This is a genomic window from Nocardiopsis dassonvillei (genome assembly GCF_964273065.1).
Classification (GTDB): Bacteria; Actinomycetota; Actinomycetes; order Streptosporangiales; family Streptosporangiaceae; genus Nocardiopsis; species Nocardiopsis dassonvillei_B.
In genome coordinates, this window is sequence record NZ_OZ186815.1 from 2,684,357 (window position 1) to 2,699,485 (window position 15,129).

Annotated in this window: 13 protein-coding genes; 7 read left to right on the plus strand and 6 right to left on the minus strand. The window is 73.0% G+C overall.

What is annotated here, in order from left to right:
- Positions 1 to 42: 42 nt before the first annotated feature.
- Together ACSUPR_RS11785 and ACSUPR_RS11790 are read left to right on the plus strand one after the other, a co-directional pair.
- Positions 43 to 1,458, plus strand: a complete 1,416-nt coding sequence (locus ACSUPR_RS11785) for a sigma 54-interacting transcriptional regulator (protein ID WP_436891241.1) — start codon at positions 43 to 45, stop codon at positions 1,456 to 1,458.
- A gap of 48 nt (positions 1,459 to 1,506) precedes the next feature.
- Positions 1,507 to 2,628, plus strand: coding sequence for a hypothetical protein (locus tag ACSUPR_RS11790; protein ID WP_436891979.1), 1,122 nt, complete (start codon positions 1,507 to 1,509; stop codon positions 2,626 to 2,628).
- A gap of 30 nt (positions 2,629 to 2,658) precedes the next feature.
- On the opposite strand, the gene ACSUPR_RS11795 is transcribed toward ACSUPR_RS11790, so the two are convergent.
- On the minus strand, positions 2,659 to 3,471 hold the full coding sequence (locus ACSUPR_RS11795; RefSeq protein WP_436891243.1) for a GntR family transcriptional regulator: 813 nt from the start codon (positions 3,469 to 3,471) through the stop codon (positions 2,659 to 2,661).
- Positions 3,472 to 3,702: 231 nt separating this feature from the next.
- Positions 3,703 to 4,431, minus strand: coding sequence for a GntR family transcriptional regulator (locus tag ACSUPR_RS11800; RefSeq protein WP_436891245.1), 729 nt, complete (start codon positions 4,429 to 4,431; stop codon positions 3,703 to 3,705).
- Between the two features lie 292 nt (positions 4,432 to 4,723).
- On the opposite strand from ACSUPR_RS11800, the gene ACSUPR_RS11805 reads away from it, so the two are divergent.
- Positions 4,724 to 4,993, plus strand: coding sequence for a hypothetical protein (locus ACSUPR_RS11805; protein ID WP_436891246.1), 270 nt, complete (start codon positions 4,724 to 4,726; stop codon positions 4,991 to 4,993).
- A gap of 179 nt (positions 4,994 to 5,172) precedes the next feature.
- On the opposite strand, the gene ACSUPR_RS11810 is transcribed toward ACSUPR_RS11805, so the two are convergent.
- The 3 genes from ACSUPR_RS11810 to ACSUPR_RS11820 form a co-directional block, all read right to left on the minus strand.
- The gene (locus ACSUPR_RS11810) at positions 5,173 to 6,318 is read right to left on the minus strand and encodes a cystathionine gamma-synthase (RefSeq protein WP_436891248.1); all 1,146 of its coding nucleotides are present in this window, start codon (positions 6,316 to 6,318) and stop codon (positions 5,173 to 5,175) included.
- Between the two features lie 236 nt (positions 6,319 to 6,554).
- Positions 6,555 to 7,295 carry an acyltransferase gene (locus tag ACSUPR_RS11815; RefSeq protein ID WP_436891249.1) on the minus strand — a complete coding sequence of 247 codons (741 nt, stop codon included), beginning with the start codon at positions 7,293 to 7,295 and terminating at the stop codon, positions 6,555 to 6,557.
- Positions 7,296 to 7,488: 193 nt separating this feature from the next.
- Positions 7,489 to 8,865: a cystathionine beta-synthase gene (locus ACSUPR_RS11820; protein WP_436891251.1), complete on the minus strand. Its 1,377-nt coding sequence runs from the start codon at positions 8,863 to 8,865 to the stop codon at positions 7,489 to 7,491.
- 326 nt (positions 8,866 to 9,191) lie between these two features.
- Between ACSUPR_RS11820 and ACSUPR_RS11825 the strand changes: the two genes are divergently transcribed.
- The 3 genes from ACSUPR_RS11825 to ACSUPR_RS11835 all read left to right on the plus strand — a co-directional run bounded on the left by ACSUPR_RS11825 (position 9,192) and on the right by ACSUPR_RS11835 (position 12,143).
- On the plus strand, positions 9,192 to 10,238 hold the full coding sequence (locus tag ACSUPR_RS11825; protein WP_436891253.1) for an SGNH/GDSL hydrolase family protein: 1,047 nt from the start codon (positions 9,192 to 9,194) through the stop codon (positions 10,236 to 10,238).
- 132 nt (positions 10,239 to 10,370) lie between these two features.
- The gene (locus tag ACSUPR_RS11830) at positions 10,371 to 11,591 is read left to right on the plus strand and encodes an acetyl-CoA C-acetyltransferase (RefSeq protein WP_436891255.1); all 1,221 of its coding nucleotides are present in this window, start codon (positions 10,371 to 10,373) and stop codon (positions 11,589 to 11,591) included.
- A gap of 282 nt (positions 11,592 to 11,873) precedes the next feature.
- Positions 11,874 to 12,143 (plus strand): DUF4287 domain-containing protein, encoded by a 270-nt coding sequence (locus ACSUPR_RS11835; protein ID WP_436891257.1) that lies wholly within the window; start codon positions 11,874 to 11,876, stop codon positions 12,141 to 12,143.
- Positions 12,144 to 12,233: 90 nt separating this feature from the next.
- Here the strand turns inward: ACSUPR_RS11835 and ACSUPR_RS11840 are convergent, their stop codons facing one another.
- Positions 12,234 to 13,169 carry a Bax inhibitor-1/YccA family membrane protein gene (locus ACSUPR_RS11840; protein WP_436891258.1) on the minus strand — a complete coding sequence of 312 codons (936 nt, stop codon included), beginning with the start codon at positions 13,167 to 13,169 and terminating at the stop codon, positions 12,234 to 12,236.
- A gap of 513 nt (positions 13,170 to 13,682) precedes the next feature.
- Between ACSUPR_RS11840 and ACSUPR_RS11845 the strand changes: the two genes are divergently transcribed.
- Positions 13,683 to 15,125 carry an NF041680 family putative transposase gene (locus ACSUPR_RS11845; RefSeq protein ID WP_436887147.1) on the plus strand — a complete coding sequence of 481 codons (1,443 nt, stop codon included), beginning with the start codon at positions 13,683 to 13,685 and terminating at the stop codon, positions 15,123 to 15,125.
- Positions 15,126 to 15,129 lie beyond the last annotated feature (4 nt).

A 15,129-nucleotide genomic window follows, 5' to 3' on the forward strand; every position in this document is an offset into this window, starting at 1 on the left:
TCCCGGCCACCATCGGCCGCCCCGGGCGATAGGTTCTGGAGGGTGACACCTCCGCCGCCCCCCGCCCTGCCCCGGACGCTGTCCGGACTGCGGGCCTCCGGCCACGAGCACCGCACCGTCGCCGCCGAGGTCCGCGCGAACCTGCTGTCCCGCATGGCCTGCGGGCTGCCCCGCTTCCCCGGCATGCACGGGTTCGACGCCACGGTGCTGCCCGCCCTGGAGCGGGCCCTGCTGGCCGGGCACGACGTGGTGCTGCTCGGCGAGCGCGGCCAGGGCAAGAGCCGGCTCCTGCGGGCCGTCGCCGACCTGTTGGACGAGTGGTCGCCCGCGGTCGCCGGATGTTCCGTGAACGATCACCCCTACGCCCCGGTGTGCCCGTCCTGCCTGCGCCGGTCCGCCGAGGAGGGCGGCGACCTGCCGGTGGTGTGGCGCCACCGCGGTGAACGCTACGGGGAGAAGCTCGCCACCCCCGACACCGGCACCGCCGAGCTCATCGGCGACATCGACCCGGCCCGGCTGGCGCAGGGCCGCTCCCTGGGCGATCCCGAGACCGTCCACTACGGCCTGGTCCCGCGCGCCAACCGGGGCGTGTTCTGCGTCAACGAGCTGCCCGACCTGCCCGCGCGCGCCCAGGTCGCGCTGTTCAACGTGCTGGAGGAGCGCGACCTGCAGATCCGCGGTTACGCCCTGCGCCTGCCGCTGGACCTGCTGCTGCTGGCCAGCGCCAACCCCGACGACTACACCGACAGGGGCAGGATCGTCACCCCGCTCAAGGACCGGTTCGGCGCCCAGGTGCGCACCCACTACCCGCCGACCCTGGACGACGAGCGGGCGGTGCTGCGCCAGGAGGCGGCGGTGCCGGAGGGCACCCTGGTCCCCGGGCACCTGTGGGAGGCCGTCGCCCGGTTCACCCGGCTGACCCGCGCCTCCAAGAAGGCGGACCCCCGCTCGGGGGTGTCGGTGCGTTTCGCGGTGGCGGCGGTGGAGACGGTGGCCGCCTCGGCCCTGCGCCGGTCCGCGCTGGCCGGGGAGGGGGTGCCGGTGGCCCGGGTGTGCGACCTGCCCGCCGCCGTGCCCTCCCTGTTGGGCAAGGTCGAGTTCGCGATGGGGTACGAGGAGGACGGGGAGGCCGTCCTGCTGGGGCTGCTGCGCCGCGCCGTCGCCGACACCTTCCGCGCCCGGCTGGGCGCCGCCGACCTGGCCCCGCTGGCCGACCGGTTCGCCGCGGGGGGCACGGTGGAGAGCGGCGACCTGGTGGGCGCCGACGAGCTGCTGCGCCGGGTCGGGCCGGTGCCCGGGCTGGCGGCGATGGTCGCGGCCGCCGCACCCGAGGAGGAGGACGGCCCGGTCTCCCCCGGCCTGGCCGCCGCCGTGGTCGAGTTCGCACTGGAAGGCCTCTACCTGGAGCGGCGGCTGTCCAAGGACATCGTTGCCGACGGAGGCGTCTACCGGTTCTGAAAGCCGGGAACATACCGGTTCGTCGTGCACACCCTGGAGGTAGTGGCTGTGAGGTTCCGGTACCGGGCGTACATGGGAGGCCCCGACCCCCTGGCCGAACCCGACCCGCCGCCCGAGGAGGCCGTCGAGGCCGCCCGCGCCCTGCTCGACCTGATCGCGGGCGTGCCGGGCCCCGACGACGCCGTCGTCGCCGTGGAGAAGGCGGTGGCCCGCTACGCGGACGGCGACCGGTCCGCCCTGGAGGCCCTGGACTCCCCCGGCCCCCTGCTGGGCCGCGTCCTGGGAGCCGGGGGCCGCGGACTGTGGGAGCGCCTGGACCGGGCCGACCACGGGCTGAGCCCGCGCGAGCTGCGGCGGCTGGCCGAGGTGGCGCTGGGCGAGGTGCGCGACGCGCCCCGCCCCGGGCCGCATCCGGGAGGCCGGGAGGGCGGCCCCGGCGGCGACCCGACCGGCCGGGACGTCCCCTACCGGGCGGACCGGCCGCTGGACGCGGTGGCCACCCTGCGCCGGGCGATGCTGCGCCGGGCCGCCGACCCCGCCGACACGGCGGCGCTGCACGCCGGGGACCTGCGGTCGGCCGAGACCGAGCCGTCCGCCGGGCTGGCGGTTTCGCTGCTGGTGGACCTGTCCCACTCCATGGCGGAGCGCTCCCTGCACGAGGCCGCCGTGCGCACCGCCCTGGCACTGGACGCGCTGGTGCGCCGCCACCCCGGCGACCGGGTGCAGTGGGTGGGGTTCGGCGAGACCGCCCGCGAGGCTGGGCCCGCCGAGCTGGTGGCCCACCCCTGGGGCCGGGTCCCCGGCACCAACCTGCACCACGCGCTGCGGCTGGCCCGCGGACACCGCAGGCGCCACCCCGGCCTGGCCCACCGGGTCCTGGTGGTCACCGACGGGGAGCCCACCGCCCACCTGGGCGAGGACGGCGACGCCCGGTTCTCCTGGCCCGCCGGTCCGCGCACCGTGGAGGTGACGGTCGCCGAACTGGACGCCGCCCTGCGCGACGGGTCGCGGGTGACGTTCTTCCTGCTCTCCGACGACCCGCGGCTGCGCGCGTTCCGCGACCTGGTGGTACGGCGGCGCGGGGTGGACGCTGTGTCCGCGGACGCGGACGCGCTGGCGCCCCTGCTGCTGGACACCTACCTCGGCGGGCGGCCGTGGCCGCGTGCATGAGCCGGGCTCACATGCGCCTGCGCGTGTGCCTCAGCGCTCGAAGATGTTGACGTCGGAGGCCATGAGCAGCAGTTCCTCCGGGGCGTCGCCGCCGGAGTACAGGAGCTGGTGGCGGTTGGCGGGCATGACCGTCTCGGTGAAGCGCAGCGGGCGGTCGCCGTCGTAGACCACCCGCTCGTGGACGAGCAGCGGGATGCCCGGGCCCAGGTTGAAGGAGTCCGCCTCGTCCTGGGAGGGCATGCGGGCGCCCACGATGTCCCAGTTCCACTCCTCCCTGTGCCCCAGCTCGCGCAGTACGGAGGCGACGCCCTGTTCCAGGTGCTGGGGGGACATCAGCGGGGTGTTGCTGGCGATGGTGAACGGGAAGTAGGTGATCTGGGACTGCCACAGGCCGCCCTCGACGAACCGGTCGCAGGAGCGGATGACGACCAGGCCCCCGTGGGGGCCCTCCTCCTCGCCGCCCCAGCGCAGGCGCTTGGCCACCCGGGGGCGCATGGTGTCGAGGCTGACCTTGATCCGCTGCTCGACCTGGTCGTAGCCGGCCTCGCGCAGGTGCGGCTGGTAGCCGTCCTCGAACCGCTCGGAGTCGGTGCCGCCGGACACCGGGGTGGCCAGGTGGACGATGGGCCGGTGGTCGGCGACGAAGGCGCCGCGCCCGGCCTGGATGGCGATGACCCCCTCGTCCTGGAGGATGCGCATGCCCAGCCGGGCGGTGGCACGGGACACGCCGAACTGCTCGGCGAGCTCCTCCTCGGCCGGTAGGCGCTCACCGGGCTTGTAGTCGCCGCGGGACAGGGCCTCGCGCAGGTGATCGGCGACCACCGTCTTCTTCGACGTGCTCATGCGTGTCCTCAGCCCTGTTCGTCCGGTCGTCGTCGGCCGTCGGGGGCCCGTGGGGCCCCGGGCCCTCCCACACTCTCAACGGATGACCCCTGCCCGGGGTTCTCCCCCGCGCGGAGGGCCGCCTACCCCCCGGAGCACCGGCCCGAGGGGGCGGGTGCCCGCACGTCGCCCACCACCACCCTCAACGGAAGGGCCTCCGGCCCGCTTGCTTTCTCTCGGGGGGTGCGCGGGTCAGTCGCGGTGGTAGGCACTGATGTCACCGTGCTCGTACTGGTAGCGGATGCTGTGGCCGGCGTAGACGGTCTCGACCACGCGGATCGGCCGTTCCTCGGACAGGTCGGTGCGGTGGACCCACAGCACCGGCACCCCGGGGGGCAGCTCGAGCTGGGCGGCCTCGCTGGGGCTGGGCATCCGGGTCTCCAGCTCGTCCACGAACCCGACCTGGCGGTGGCCGTGTTCGGCCAGGATCGACAGGGCGCTCTCCACGTCCTCGGGCAGCATGAGGGCCGTGCCCTGGACCAGGTCCATCGGGTAGAAGGCGGAGCTGATGGACCCGGAGATCTCGCCGGAGAAGCGGTACATGCGCCGGACCACGGTCATGTCGCCCTCCGGCACGCGCAGCCGGCTGGCCAGGTCGGCGTTGGCGCTGAGGAGCTGGAGCTCCTCGAGGGTCTGCCCGGCCATGTTGGACTCGTTGAACCCGTCGACGCCCTTGGACCTGTTGGCGTGGAAGGTCTCGGGGACCACGTCCTGGACGAAGTGGCCGCGACCGGGGCGGCTGACGATCAGCCCCTGGTTGCGGAGCATGCCCAGGGCCAGCCTGACCGTGTTGCGGGAAGCGCTGAAACGCTCCTCGAGCTGTTTCTCCGAGGGCAGCTGCCCGCCGAGGGGCAGGCTCCCCTCCTGTATCTCCCGTCGCAACGCCCGGGCGATCTGTCGATATCTACTTTCTGCCCGCATAAGTCAGCCCTCTAGGGGGTAGCACTAGACCAACAACTTAGCTTGTACCAACAAGGTGATCGGTACACCAGCCAAACAGGTCCGTCCGGTTCTGATGAACCCATACTAGGTGAAGGCCACCCTCAGTACACGGTGGCGCTGCCAGGTGGCCACTCGGAAAAGCGACGATCGAGGCTGAGGGCCGAACCGCCCACCGCCCGCAGACGGATACCGCGCCCGCGGTACCGGGCCCCACCGACCGGTGGCGGCACCCCGACCGGATAAGGAACACGAACACACGGAGAACGAGACCATGTTCGCAAGCGTCATCATCGCCGTCGGCGGCCTCCTCCTGGCCCTGGCCGCCGGGTTCTTCCTCGCAGTCTCGATCGGCATCCGCCGCCAGGACGGACGGGGCGGCTACCGCTCCCTCCGTGAGGAGGACGACAACAGCGCCCTCTCCCGCACCGGAAGCCTGATCGTCGGACTCCGCTTCGCCAACACGAGCCCCCGCGGGACCGCCGCCCGCATCCCCGCACCCCGACCCGCCCCCGAGCGGGACCGTACGCCCACCACGGTCTAGCCGGAACGGTTCGGAACACCCCGCGCACGGCACGACGGAGTGCCGGCCCCGTTGACAGCCCACTCCCCCGGAGAGAGCAGGAGCGCCGCGTCGGGCCCGGCAGCGTCGCCGCAGAGCCCGCGCGGCACGGCCGCGAGCGCCGTGACCGGCCCCCGGTCCCCCAGGGGCCCGGCCGGGACTCAGCCCTCCAGCGCCTGCAGCAGATCCGCCACCAGGTCGTCAGCAGACTCGATGCCCACGGAGATCCGGACCAGATCCGCCGGAACCTCCAGCGGGGAGCCCGCGGTGGAGGCGTGCGTCATCCGCCCCGGGTGCTCGATCAGGGACTCCACCCCGCCCAGGGACTCGCCCAGCGTGAAGACCTGTGTACGCTCGCACACCCCCAGAGCAGCCTTCTCCCCGTCGCGCAGAGCGAAGGAGACCATCCCACCGAAGGACCGCATCTGCCGCTCGGCGATCTTGTGGCCCGGGTGCCCCTCCAGGCCCGGGTAGTAGACCCGCCGCACCGCCGGGTGGCCGTCCAGAGCGGCCACCACCTTCTCGGCGTTGGCGCTGTGCCGGTCCATCCGCACGCCCAGGGTCTTGACCCCGCGCAGGGTCAGCCACGAGTCGAAGGGCCCCGGAATAGCACCCATGGTGTTCTGGTGGAACGCCAGCCGCTCGCCCAGTTCGGCGTCGGCCACCACGAGCGCGCCGCCGACGACGTCGGAGTGCCCGCCCAGGTACTTGGTGGTGGAGTGGACGACGACGTCGGCGCCCAGGGTCAGCGGCCGCTGCAGGTAGGACGAGGCGAACGTGTTGTCCACGACGTGGATCGCCCCGGCGTCGTGGGCGATCTGCGCCACCGTCTCGATGTCGGTGATGTTGAGCAGCGGGTTGGTGGGCGTCTCGGTCCAGATCACCCTGGTCTGCGGGCGCACCGCCGCGCGCACCGCGTCGATGTCGGTCTGGTCCACCGCGTCCCAGGTGACGCCCCAGCGCTCGACCACCTTGGAGACCAGGCGGAAGGTGCCCCCGTAGGCGTCGCCGGGGATGATGATGTGGTCGCCCGGGGACAGCACCGTGCGCAGCAGGGTGTCCTCGGCGGCCATGCCGGAGGCGAACGCCAGGCCGCGTACGCCGTCCTCCAGTGCGGCCAGGCACTCCTCCAGCGCGGCCCTGGTGGGGTTGCCGGTGCGCGAGTACTCGTACCCCCGGCGCAACCCGCCCACGCCGTCCTGGGCGTAGGTGCTGGTCTGGTAGATCGGCACCACCACGGCCCCGGTGCCCGCGTCCGGCTCCTGGCCCGCGTGGATGGCCAGCGTCTCGAATCCGTCGAACTTCATGGGCACCACGATAGTGCCCGCCGACCTCGTCCGACCCGTTTTCCACAGGCCCTCTTCCTGCGCGAACGCCGTCCCCTCGGCGCCCCGGTACGGCCGGTCGGACCGCCGGCGGGGGCGGGGACGCCCGGTGGGACCGGTCCGGCCGCGTAGACCCCGTCGGGCACGGGCACGGGCACGGGCACGGCGCCGCGCCGGAGGCGGACGCGGCGGCCCGTGCGGCGCCGTGCCGCCCCCGGTCAGGCGGGCGGGAAGCGGGTCGGGGTGCCGGGCTGCGGGGGCTCCTCCGGGGCGCCGGGCAGCGGACCGGTGGCGGGGGTGGGCACCCGGGTGGGGGTGCCGGTGCCGCGCAGCGGCGGCTGCCAGCCCAGTTCGGCGTCGTGGGTGCGCACGACCTTGCCGGGGATCCCGGCGATGACGGCGTGGTCGGGGTAGGTGCCCGGGCGCACGACCGTCCCGGCCGCCACCACGGAGTTGCGGCCCAGGTGGACGCCGGGCAGGATCACCGCGTTCGCGCCGATCCAGGTCCCGGCGCCGATGCTGACCGGGTCGTCGACCGGCCACTGGAGGCCGACGGGGATCTCGGTGTTGGCGTAGGAGTGGTTCTGGTCGGTGATGTACACGTAGGGGCCGGTGTACACGTGGTCGCCGATGTCGATCGACTTGTGGGCGACGATGTGGGAGCCGCGCCCGATGGCGCACCCCGAGCCGATCCGCACGACCGTGCCCGGCCCCAGGTCGTAGTCGGGCCCCATCCCGGCGGCCAGGGTCATGTCCCCGCCCAGCACGGTGAAGGCGCCGATCTCGATCCAGGGCTCGCCGTAGAGCGTGGCCGTGGGGAAGGCGATGGCGGAGCCGTCGCCGAAGCGCGCGAACTTCTGCGCCGCCCGGGAACCGGAGCGGATCTCCGCGTGGCCGCGCGCGTACGACCAGAGCGAACGGATGACCCAGGACAACAGCCGCGACACGCGAGCTCCCATGTGTTACCTGCCAGTAGCCTTGCCGCGAACATTAGCAGTGTTCGAGTATGCGCCCCGATGTCCGTTACGTTCGCACCGGGGTCCGAACAGCGCTCGGTTCCGGGCGGTGTCCGGGCCCCGCAGGGCCCGGCGGCCCGCCGCCCCCCGGGGGGGGTGGCGGGCCGCCGGGGCTCGCGGGGGGACGCGGCAGGCGTCAGTTCGACAGGTGGGCCAGCAGGTCCTGGCGGGTGAGAATGCCCACGGGCTTGCCGTCGCGCAGCACCACCAGCGCGCCCGACTCGCGCAGCAGCCGTACGCAGTCGCCCACCGGGGTGCCGGTGCCCACCGTGGCCAGCGGGCGGCCCATGTGCGCCTCCACGTGGTCGTCCAGCTGGGCGCGCCCGTCGAACAGCGCGTCCAGCACGTCCCGCTCGGCGAGGGAGCCGACCACCTCGGCCGCCATCACCGGCGGCTCCTCCTTCATGACCGGCACCTGGGAGACCCCGTACTCGCGCATGATCGCCACGGCCGTGCCGACCGTCTCGTCCGGGTGCGTGTGCACGAAGTCGGGAAGCTCGCCCCCCTTGGCGGCCAGCACCTCCCCCGCGGTGGCCTCCTCGGTCTCCGTCGACAGGAAGCCGTAGTCGGCCATCCACTCGTCGTTGAAGATCTTGCCCAGGTAGCCGCGGCCGCCGTCGGGCAGCAGCACGACGATCACGTCGTCGGGCCCGGCGTCGCGGGCCACCCGCAGCGCCGCCTCCACGGCCAGGCCGCAGGAGCCGCCCACCAGCAGGGCCTCCTCCCTGGCCAGGCGGCGGGTCATCAGGAACGACTCCTTGTCGCTGACCGCCACGATCTCGTCGCAGATCCCGGTGTCGTAGGTGCCCGGCCAGATGTCCTCGCCCACGCCCTCCACCAGGTAGGGGCGGCCCGAGCCGCCGGAGTACACCGAGCCCTCCGGGTCGGCGCCGACGATCTTCACCGCGCCCTCCGACACCTCCTTGAGGTAGCGGCCGGTGCCGCTGATGGTGCCGCCGGTGCCGATGCCCGCCACGAAGTGCGTGATGCGGCCCTCGGTCTGCTCCCAGATCTCCGGCCCGGTGGAGTGGTAGTGCGACTCCGGGTTGTTCACGTTCTCGTACTGGTTCGGCTTCCAGGCGCCGGGGATCTCCCTGGCGAGCCGGTCCGAGACCGAGTAGTACGACTCCGGGTGCTCGGGGGCGACCGTGGTCGGGCACACCACGACCTCGGCGCCGTAGGCCCGCAGCACGGAGAGCTTGTCCGGGCCCACCTTGTCCGGGCAGACGAAGACGCAGCGGTAGCCCTTCTCCTGGGCCACGATCGCCAGGCCGATACCGGTGTTGCCCGAGGTCGGCTCGACGATGGTGCCGCCCGGCCCGAGCTCGCCGCTCTTCTCTGCCGCCTCGACCATGCGCAGGGCGATGCGGTCCTTCACGGAACCGCCCGGGTTGAAGTACTCGACCTTGGCCAGCACCGTGGGCGCGTTCGGCCCCAGCCCCTCGGTCACCTTCCTCAGCCGGACGAGCGGGGTGTTCCCCACCAGGTCGATCAGTGAGTCGTATACCCGCACTTCATGCTCCCTTGCATCGTGGCGACCGGGTCGTCGGCCCGCCGTTCGACTCGCGCCCCGGTGGCGCGGGCCCGGGGCCGTAGGGCCGGTCCGGCCCGTCTCACACCGACTCTAACGCCCCCCATCAGCGGGTTCGGCTCCTCGGTCCGCACCCGGTCCGGCCCGGCCTTCCCCCGGGGGTTCGAACGCCCTCACCCCGGAGTTCCAACGGTGTTGCGCCGGGGTACGTGACCCGGCCGCCCGCCCCCGGTAGCCTCGGGGATCCGACCGGCTCGCCGCGCGGAGTCCGCGGGCCGGGGGTCCCGAACGCCGCGGAGGTCGACCCGATGCTGCGAGCCGCACGCGCCCGGCGGATAGCCGCTGCCACCGCGTTCGGTGGCGGCGGGCTCACCCTGGTGGGCGCGGGGACGCTCACGCTCCTCTACCTCCAGGCCCGGCTGGCCCGCCGGGCGGTGGGGGTCACCGAATGGGAGCGGCCCGTCGTCAACGGTCTTTACGGCCAGGGCTCGGGGCCGCCGGTGCGGATGCTCATGATGGGCGACTCCACCGCGGCGGGGTTCGCCGTCGAGACCGCCGCCCAGACCCCCGGGGTGCTGCTGGCGACCGGGCTGGCCAACGCCGCGGACCGGCCGGTGCGGCTGCGCTGCACGGCCTTCCCCGGCGCGACCTCGGCCACCCTGGCCGGCCAGGCGGAGCGGTCGGGGGCGCTCGCGGAGGGCACCCGCTACGACGTGGCGGTCATCTTCATCGGTGCCAACGACGTGATCCGCCGGGTGCGCCCCACCGACGCCGTGGCCGCCCTGCGCGACACCGTGCGGGAGCTGGTGGAGCACGGCACGGAGGTGGTGGTGGCGACCTGCCCGGACCTGGGCACGGTGCGCCCCATCGGGTGGCCGCTGCGCTCGGTGGCGCGCCGGGCCTCGCGCCAGCTGGCCGCCGCGCAGACGATCGCGGTCACCGAGGCGGGCGGCCGCACGGTGTCGCTGAGCGACCTGCTGGCCGACGACTTCCTGGCCGACCCCTCCCTCATGTTCGGACCGGACCGGTTCCACCCCTCGGCGCGCGGATACGCCCAGGCGGCGTTCGCGGTGCTGCCGTCGGTGTGCACGGCGCTGGGCCTGCTCCCGGAGCCGGAGGCGGCCCCGGTGGCGGGCATCCTGCCGGTGGACCGGGCCGCGGTGGTCGCCGCGGAGAACCCCGGCACGGAGGTCTCCGCCGCGGGCGACCCGGCCCAGGGGCGGCGGGGCCGCTGGTCGGTCCTGGTCCGCCGCCCCCTGGCGGCACTGCGGGGCCCCTCCGCCGTCCGGGAGCCGGTACCCGCCGACGGGGGCGGCCCCGCGCAGGAGCCGCGGTCCCGCCCGGGGCATCGGTGAGACCACGGACATCCACGACCCCGGGTGGCGCGGGAGGGCGGCCTCCGGGTTTACTGACTGGTAACAAGACATGCCGTGACCGGCGTCGCGCCGGTCGCACACCCGTAGCTCCACTCCGATAGGGACGCAGCCATGCCCGAAGCAGTCATCGTCGCCACCGCCCGCTCCCCGATCGGGCGCGCCTTCAAGGGTTCGCTCAAGGACATCCGACCCGACGACCTCGCCACGCAGGTCATCGGCGCCGCCCTGGCCAAGGTCCCGCAGCTGGACCCGTCCTCGATCGACGACCTCATGCTCGGCTGCGGCCTGCCCGGGGGCGAGCAGGGCTTCAACATGGCCCGCGTGGTCGCCGTCCAGCTCGGACTGGACACCGTGCCCGGCGCCACCGTCACCCGCTACTGCTCCTCCTCCCTCCAGACCACCCGGATGGCCTTCCACGCCATCAAGGCGGGCGAGGGCGACGTGTTCATCTCCGCCGGCGTGGAGACCGTGAGCCGCTTCGCCCACGGCAGCAGCGACAACCCGCAGAACGAGAACCCGCTGTTCGCCGACGCGAAGGCCCGCACCGAGAAGCGCCAGGAGGCCGGCGCGCCGGTCTGGACCGACCCGCGCGAGGACGGCGCCCTGCCCGACATCTACATCTCGATGGGCCAGACCGCCGAGAACGTCGCCCAGATCACCGGCGTCGACCGCCGGCGCCAGGACGAGTTCGCCGTCCGCTCCCAGAACCTCGCCGAGAAGTCCCTGGACAACGGCTTCTGGGAGCGCGAGATCGTCCCGATCACCCTGCCCGACGGCACGGTGGTCACCGCCGACGACGGAATCCGCCGCGGCACCACCTACGAGAAGGTCTCCCAGCTCCAGCCGGTGTTCCGTCCCGACGGCACCGTCACCGCGGGCAACGCCTGCCCGCTCAACGACGGTGCCTCCGCGCTCGTCATCATGAGCGACACCAAGGCCGCGCAGCTGGGCCTGACCCCGCTGGCCCGCATCGTCTCCACCGGCGTGACCGGCCTGAACCCGGAGATCATGGGTCTGGGCCCGGTCGAGGCCTCCAGGCAGGCCCTGGCCCGCGCCAACATGGCGATCGGCGACATCGACCTGGTCGAGATCAACGAGGCGTTCGCCGCCCAGGTGCTGCCCTCCGCCGACCAGCTGGGCGTGGACATCGACGCGCAGCTGAACGTCAACGGCGGCGGCATCGCGGTCGGCCACCCGTTCGGCAGCACCGGCGCCCGCATCACCGGCACCCTGATCAACGGTCTTCGGTTCCACGACAAGACCTTCGGCCTGGAGACCATGTGCGTCGGCGGCGGCCAGGGCATGGCGGCCGTCTTCGAGCGCCTGAGCTGATCCGCTCCCCGTACACGCGGGGCCGGGGGTGGCCATCCCCCGGCCCCTTTCTTCTTTTTCCGGACCCCTATGCGTTTTCCTGACATTTACCCCACCGGTCGTGGGCACTCCGGAACACGCGCGAGCGCGGCTTAACACCGGCACTAACGGTCGTCCAGGACCTGTAGGCAAACGTTCCCACACATGCAAGGTAAAAGCCGGTGTCCAGGGCTTGTCCATATCGTGATCCTGATGCAGTGTCGCAGGTAAGCGTCAAACGCCAACGCACTGCCGGAGGTGCCCATGCCGGTAACCCACTCGCCGGAAGTCCACGCCAAGCTCATCGAACGCATCCCGGCCGTCACCGGCCGAGGACTCCACGAGTGGTTCGACGCCCTCGATCAGGGACCGGGCCTGCTCCGCTGCTCCGAGCGCGCCAACTGGCTCGCCGACGAGTACGAGCTGCCCCCGTGGTACGCCCAGGCCCTCGTCACCGAGTACGAACGCCGCCGCCGGAACCGCTCCATCCCCGCACCGCGCCGCGCGGGCGAGCGGAGCCCGGAGTCGGCCTGAGTCCAGCCCGTCCGCGTACGACGACGAGGGGCCGCTCCGGCAGTACCGGAACGGCCCCTCTGTCGTGCACGGCGGCCCGAAGGCCGCGGTCTACTCGCCGAACATCGACTTGATGATCCAGAGCAGGCGCAGGATCTCGATGTAGAGCCAGACCAGGGAGGCGGTCAGGCCGAACGCGAACAGCCAGGAGGTCTTGGCCGGGACACCGGCGTTGATGCCCTCCTCGATGCCCCGGAAGTCCAGGGCCAGGGTGCAGGCGGCGATGACGATGAAGACCAGGCTGACGACCAGGCCCAGCGGGCTGGCCTCGCGGATCCCGATGCCGCCGGAGATGAAGAAGCTCGCGACGAAGTTGACCAGCATCAGGGCCAGGGCGCCCATGGAGGCGTAGACGACGACCTTGACGAAGCCGTCGGTCACCTTGATGATGCGGAACTTGTACAGCGCCAGCATCACGCCGAACACCAGGAAGGTGCCGACCACGGCCTGGGTGACGAGCACACCGCCCGAGCCGGCGCCCTGCGTGGCGTCGAGGCTGCCGGCGAGGATCGCCGTCAGACCGCCGACGAGCAGGCCCTCCAGGGCCGCGTAGGCCAGGGTGGCGACCGGGTTGGCGATGCCCTTGAACCCGACGACCAGGCCCAGGACCAGGCCGCCGAGGGCGCCCGTGATCGCCAGGAGCATGGCCAGGCCCGGGGAGGACTGGAAGAGGAAGTAGTTGAGGACGGCCGTGACGACGACCAGGCCCAGGGACATCCCGGTGCGCACGACCACGTCGTCGATGGTCATCCGCGCTTCGCCGAAGCCCTGGGCGGGACCGCCCGGGTACGGCTGTTGCGGGTAACCCTGCTGGGGGTATCCCTGCTGCGGGTACGGCTGACCGTAGCCCGGCTGCTGGCCGTAGCCCTGCTGCGGGTACGGCTGTCCGTGACCCTGCTGGGGGTATCCCTGCTGCTGGCCGTACCCTGCCGGGCCGGCCTGCTGGAGCGCCCGCTTGAGAACGGGGTTGGAACTGCGCATCCGCATGTCCGCTGATGACCTTTCGAAACCGTGGTTTGCTGCCCACAAGGTAACGTACCGGCCTGCTCCCGGGTTCCGCCGCTCAGGTCACCGTTGGGAAACGGCTCCGGGTGACGCCCGTGAACCCCCGCCGAACACGGTGACGGGCCGGGGTGGGGACCCCGGCCCGTGCCCCCGTCGTGCCGGATGGGACCGGTCGCGCGCTGGGCCGTGTTCTTCGAACCTCCGCTCCGGTCCGCGTTCGGCGCCCCCGGAAGGCGGGAACCCTCGGCCCCACGGGAACGTCCTCGCTACCCGGACACCCCCTCCGGGCCTCCCGGCCCCCGCCGGCGCCTCACACACCCCCGCGGAGCAGGAGGGCATCCAAAGAACAGGCCCTAGCTTGGCGTTTAAGCTCAAGCCCGTGACCGGACAACGTCTCGGTCACGGGCTTCGCTGTTCTGCGGACAGCACAACGGCCTTCGCGTGATCATGTGCAGCGACCAAGCAAACACATCAACACCACGAAGGCCGTCACCTGTGAGTCTGCCCCACCAGAGGCCCCCCGTCGAGTCACTGTCGGAGTTGTCCCGGTTCCGCACCGACCTGCACGCCTGCCTCACCGGCCGCCGTGACGCCCTGTTCGAGGTGTGCGAGGCCCTGGTGTGCGCCCCCGGACCCGTCCACCACCTGGCCCAACTCTCCCTGGAACCCGAACACCACCGCGGCCACGGCTCGGCCTACGCCGCCCTCAACCACGGCCGCCTCGACACCGACCGGTTGCGCCAGAGCCTGACCGCACCGCCCCCACCCCGCTTCCACGGCCGCCTGGTCCTGGCCTGCGACGTCTCCCCGTGGCTGCGCCCGGACGCCTGGACCAGCCCCGATCGCTCCTGGTGCCACACCTACGGGCGCGGCACCGGCCAGGCCGAGATGGTCCCGGGCTGGCCCTACTCGATGATCGCCGCCCTGGAAGAGGGCTCCACCTCCTGGACCGCGCCGCTGGACCTGCTGCGTCTGCTCCCGGGCCAGGACCCGATCACCGCCACCGCCGACCAGGTCCGCGGCCTCCTCCAGCGGCTGATCGCCGCCGGGCACCACCGGCCCGCCGACCCGGACGTACTGGTGGTGGTCGACGCCGGTTACGACGCGGTCCGTCTGGCCTTCCTGCTGGCCGGCCTGCCCGTGCAGGTGCTGGGCCGGTTGCGCTCGGACCGGGTGCTCTACGGACCCGCCGAGCACCTGCCGCCTTCCGCGGCCGGGCGCCCGGCCAAGCACGGCGCCCCGCTGCGCATGGCCGCCCCGGCCACCTGGCCCGCACCGGAGCAGGAGACCTCGACGGCGACCCGCCGCTACGGAACCGCGACCGCCCGGGCCTGGAATCGGATGCACCCCCGGCTGACGCACCGGTCGGCGTGGGCCGACCACCCCGGGGAGCTGCCGGTGATCGAGGGCACCCTGGTCCGGTTGGAGGTGGAGGCGCTGCCTTCCCGCAGGTCTCCCGCGCCGTTGTGGTTGTGGTCCTCGGCCACCGGTCTGGGCGCGGAGGGGGTGGACGGGTTGTGGTGGGCCTACCTGCGCCGGTTCGATATCGAGCACACCTTCCGGTTCCTCAAGCAGCAGTTGGGGTGGGACGCACCGCGGTTGCGGGACCCGGAGGCGGCGGACCGGTGGTCCTGGATCGTGATCGCGGCCTACACCCAGCTGCGGTTGGCGCGGCGTTCGGTGGGTGATGTGCGTTTGCCCTGGCAGAGGCGGGTGGAGCAGCACCGGTTGAGTCCGGGCAGGGTGCGGCGGGGGTTTCGGTACCTGCGTGCGGGTCTGCCCGGGCTCGTGGGTGTTCCACGGCCCTCGCGGCCGGGTCCGGGGCGCCCGCCGGGGAGCCGGAACCGGTGTCCGGCTCCCCGTTACGGGGTCGCGAGGAAGAACAAGAAGAACAAAACGGGCACTGCGAGTCGTCCCGCAGACAAGCAACCAGCTTAAACGC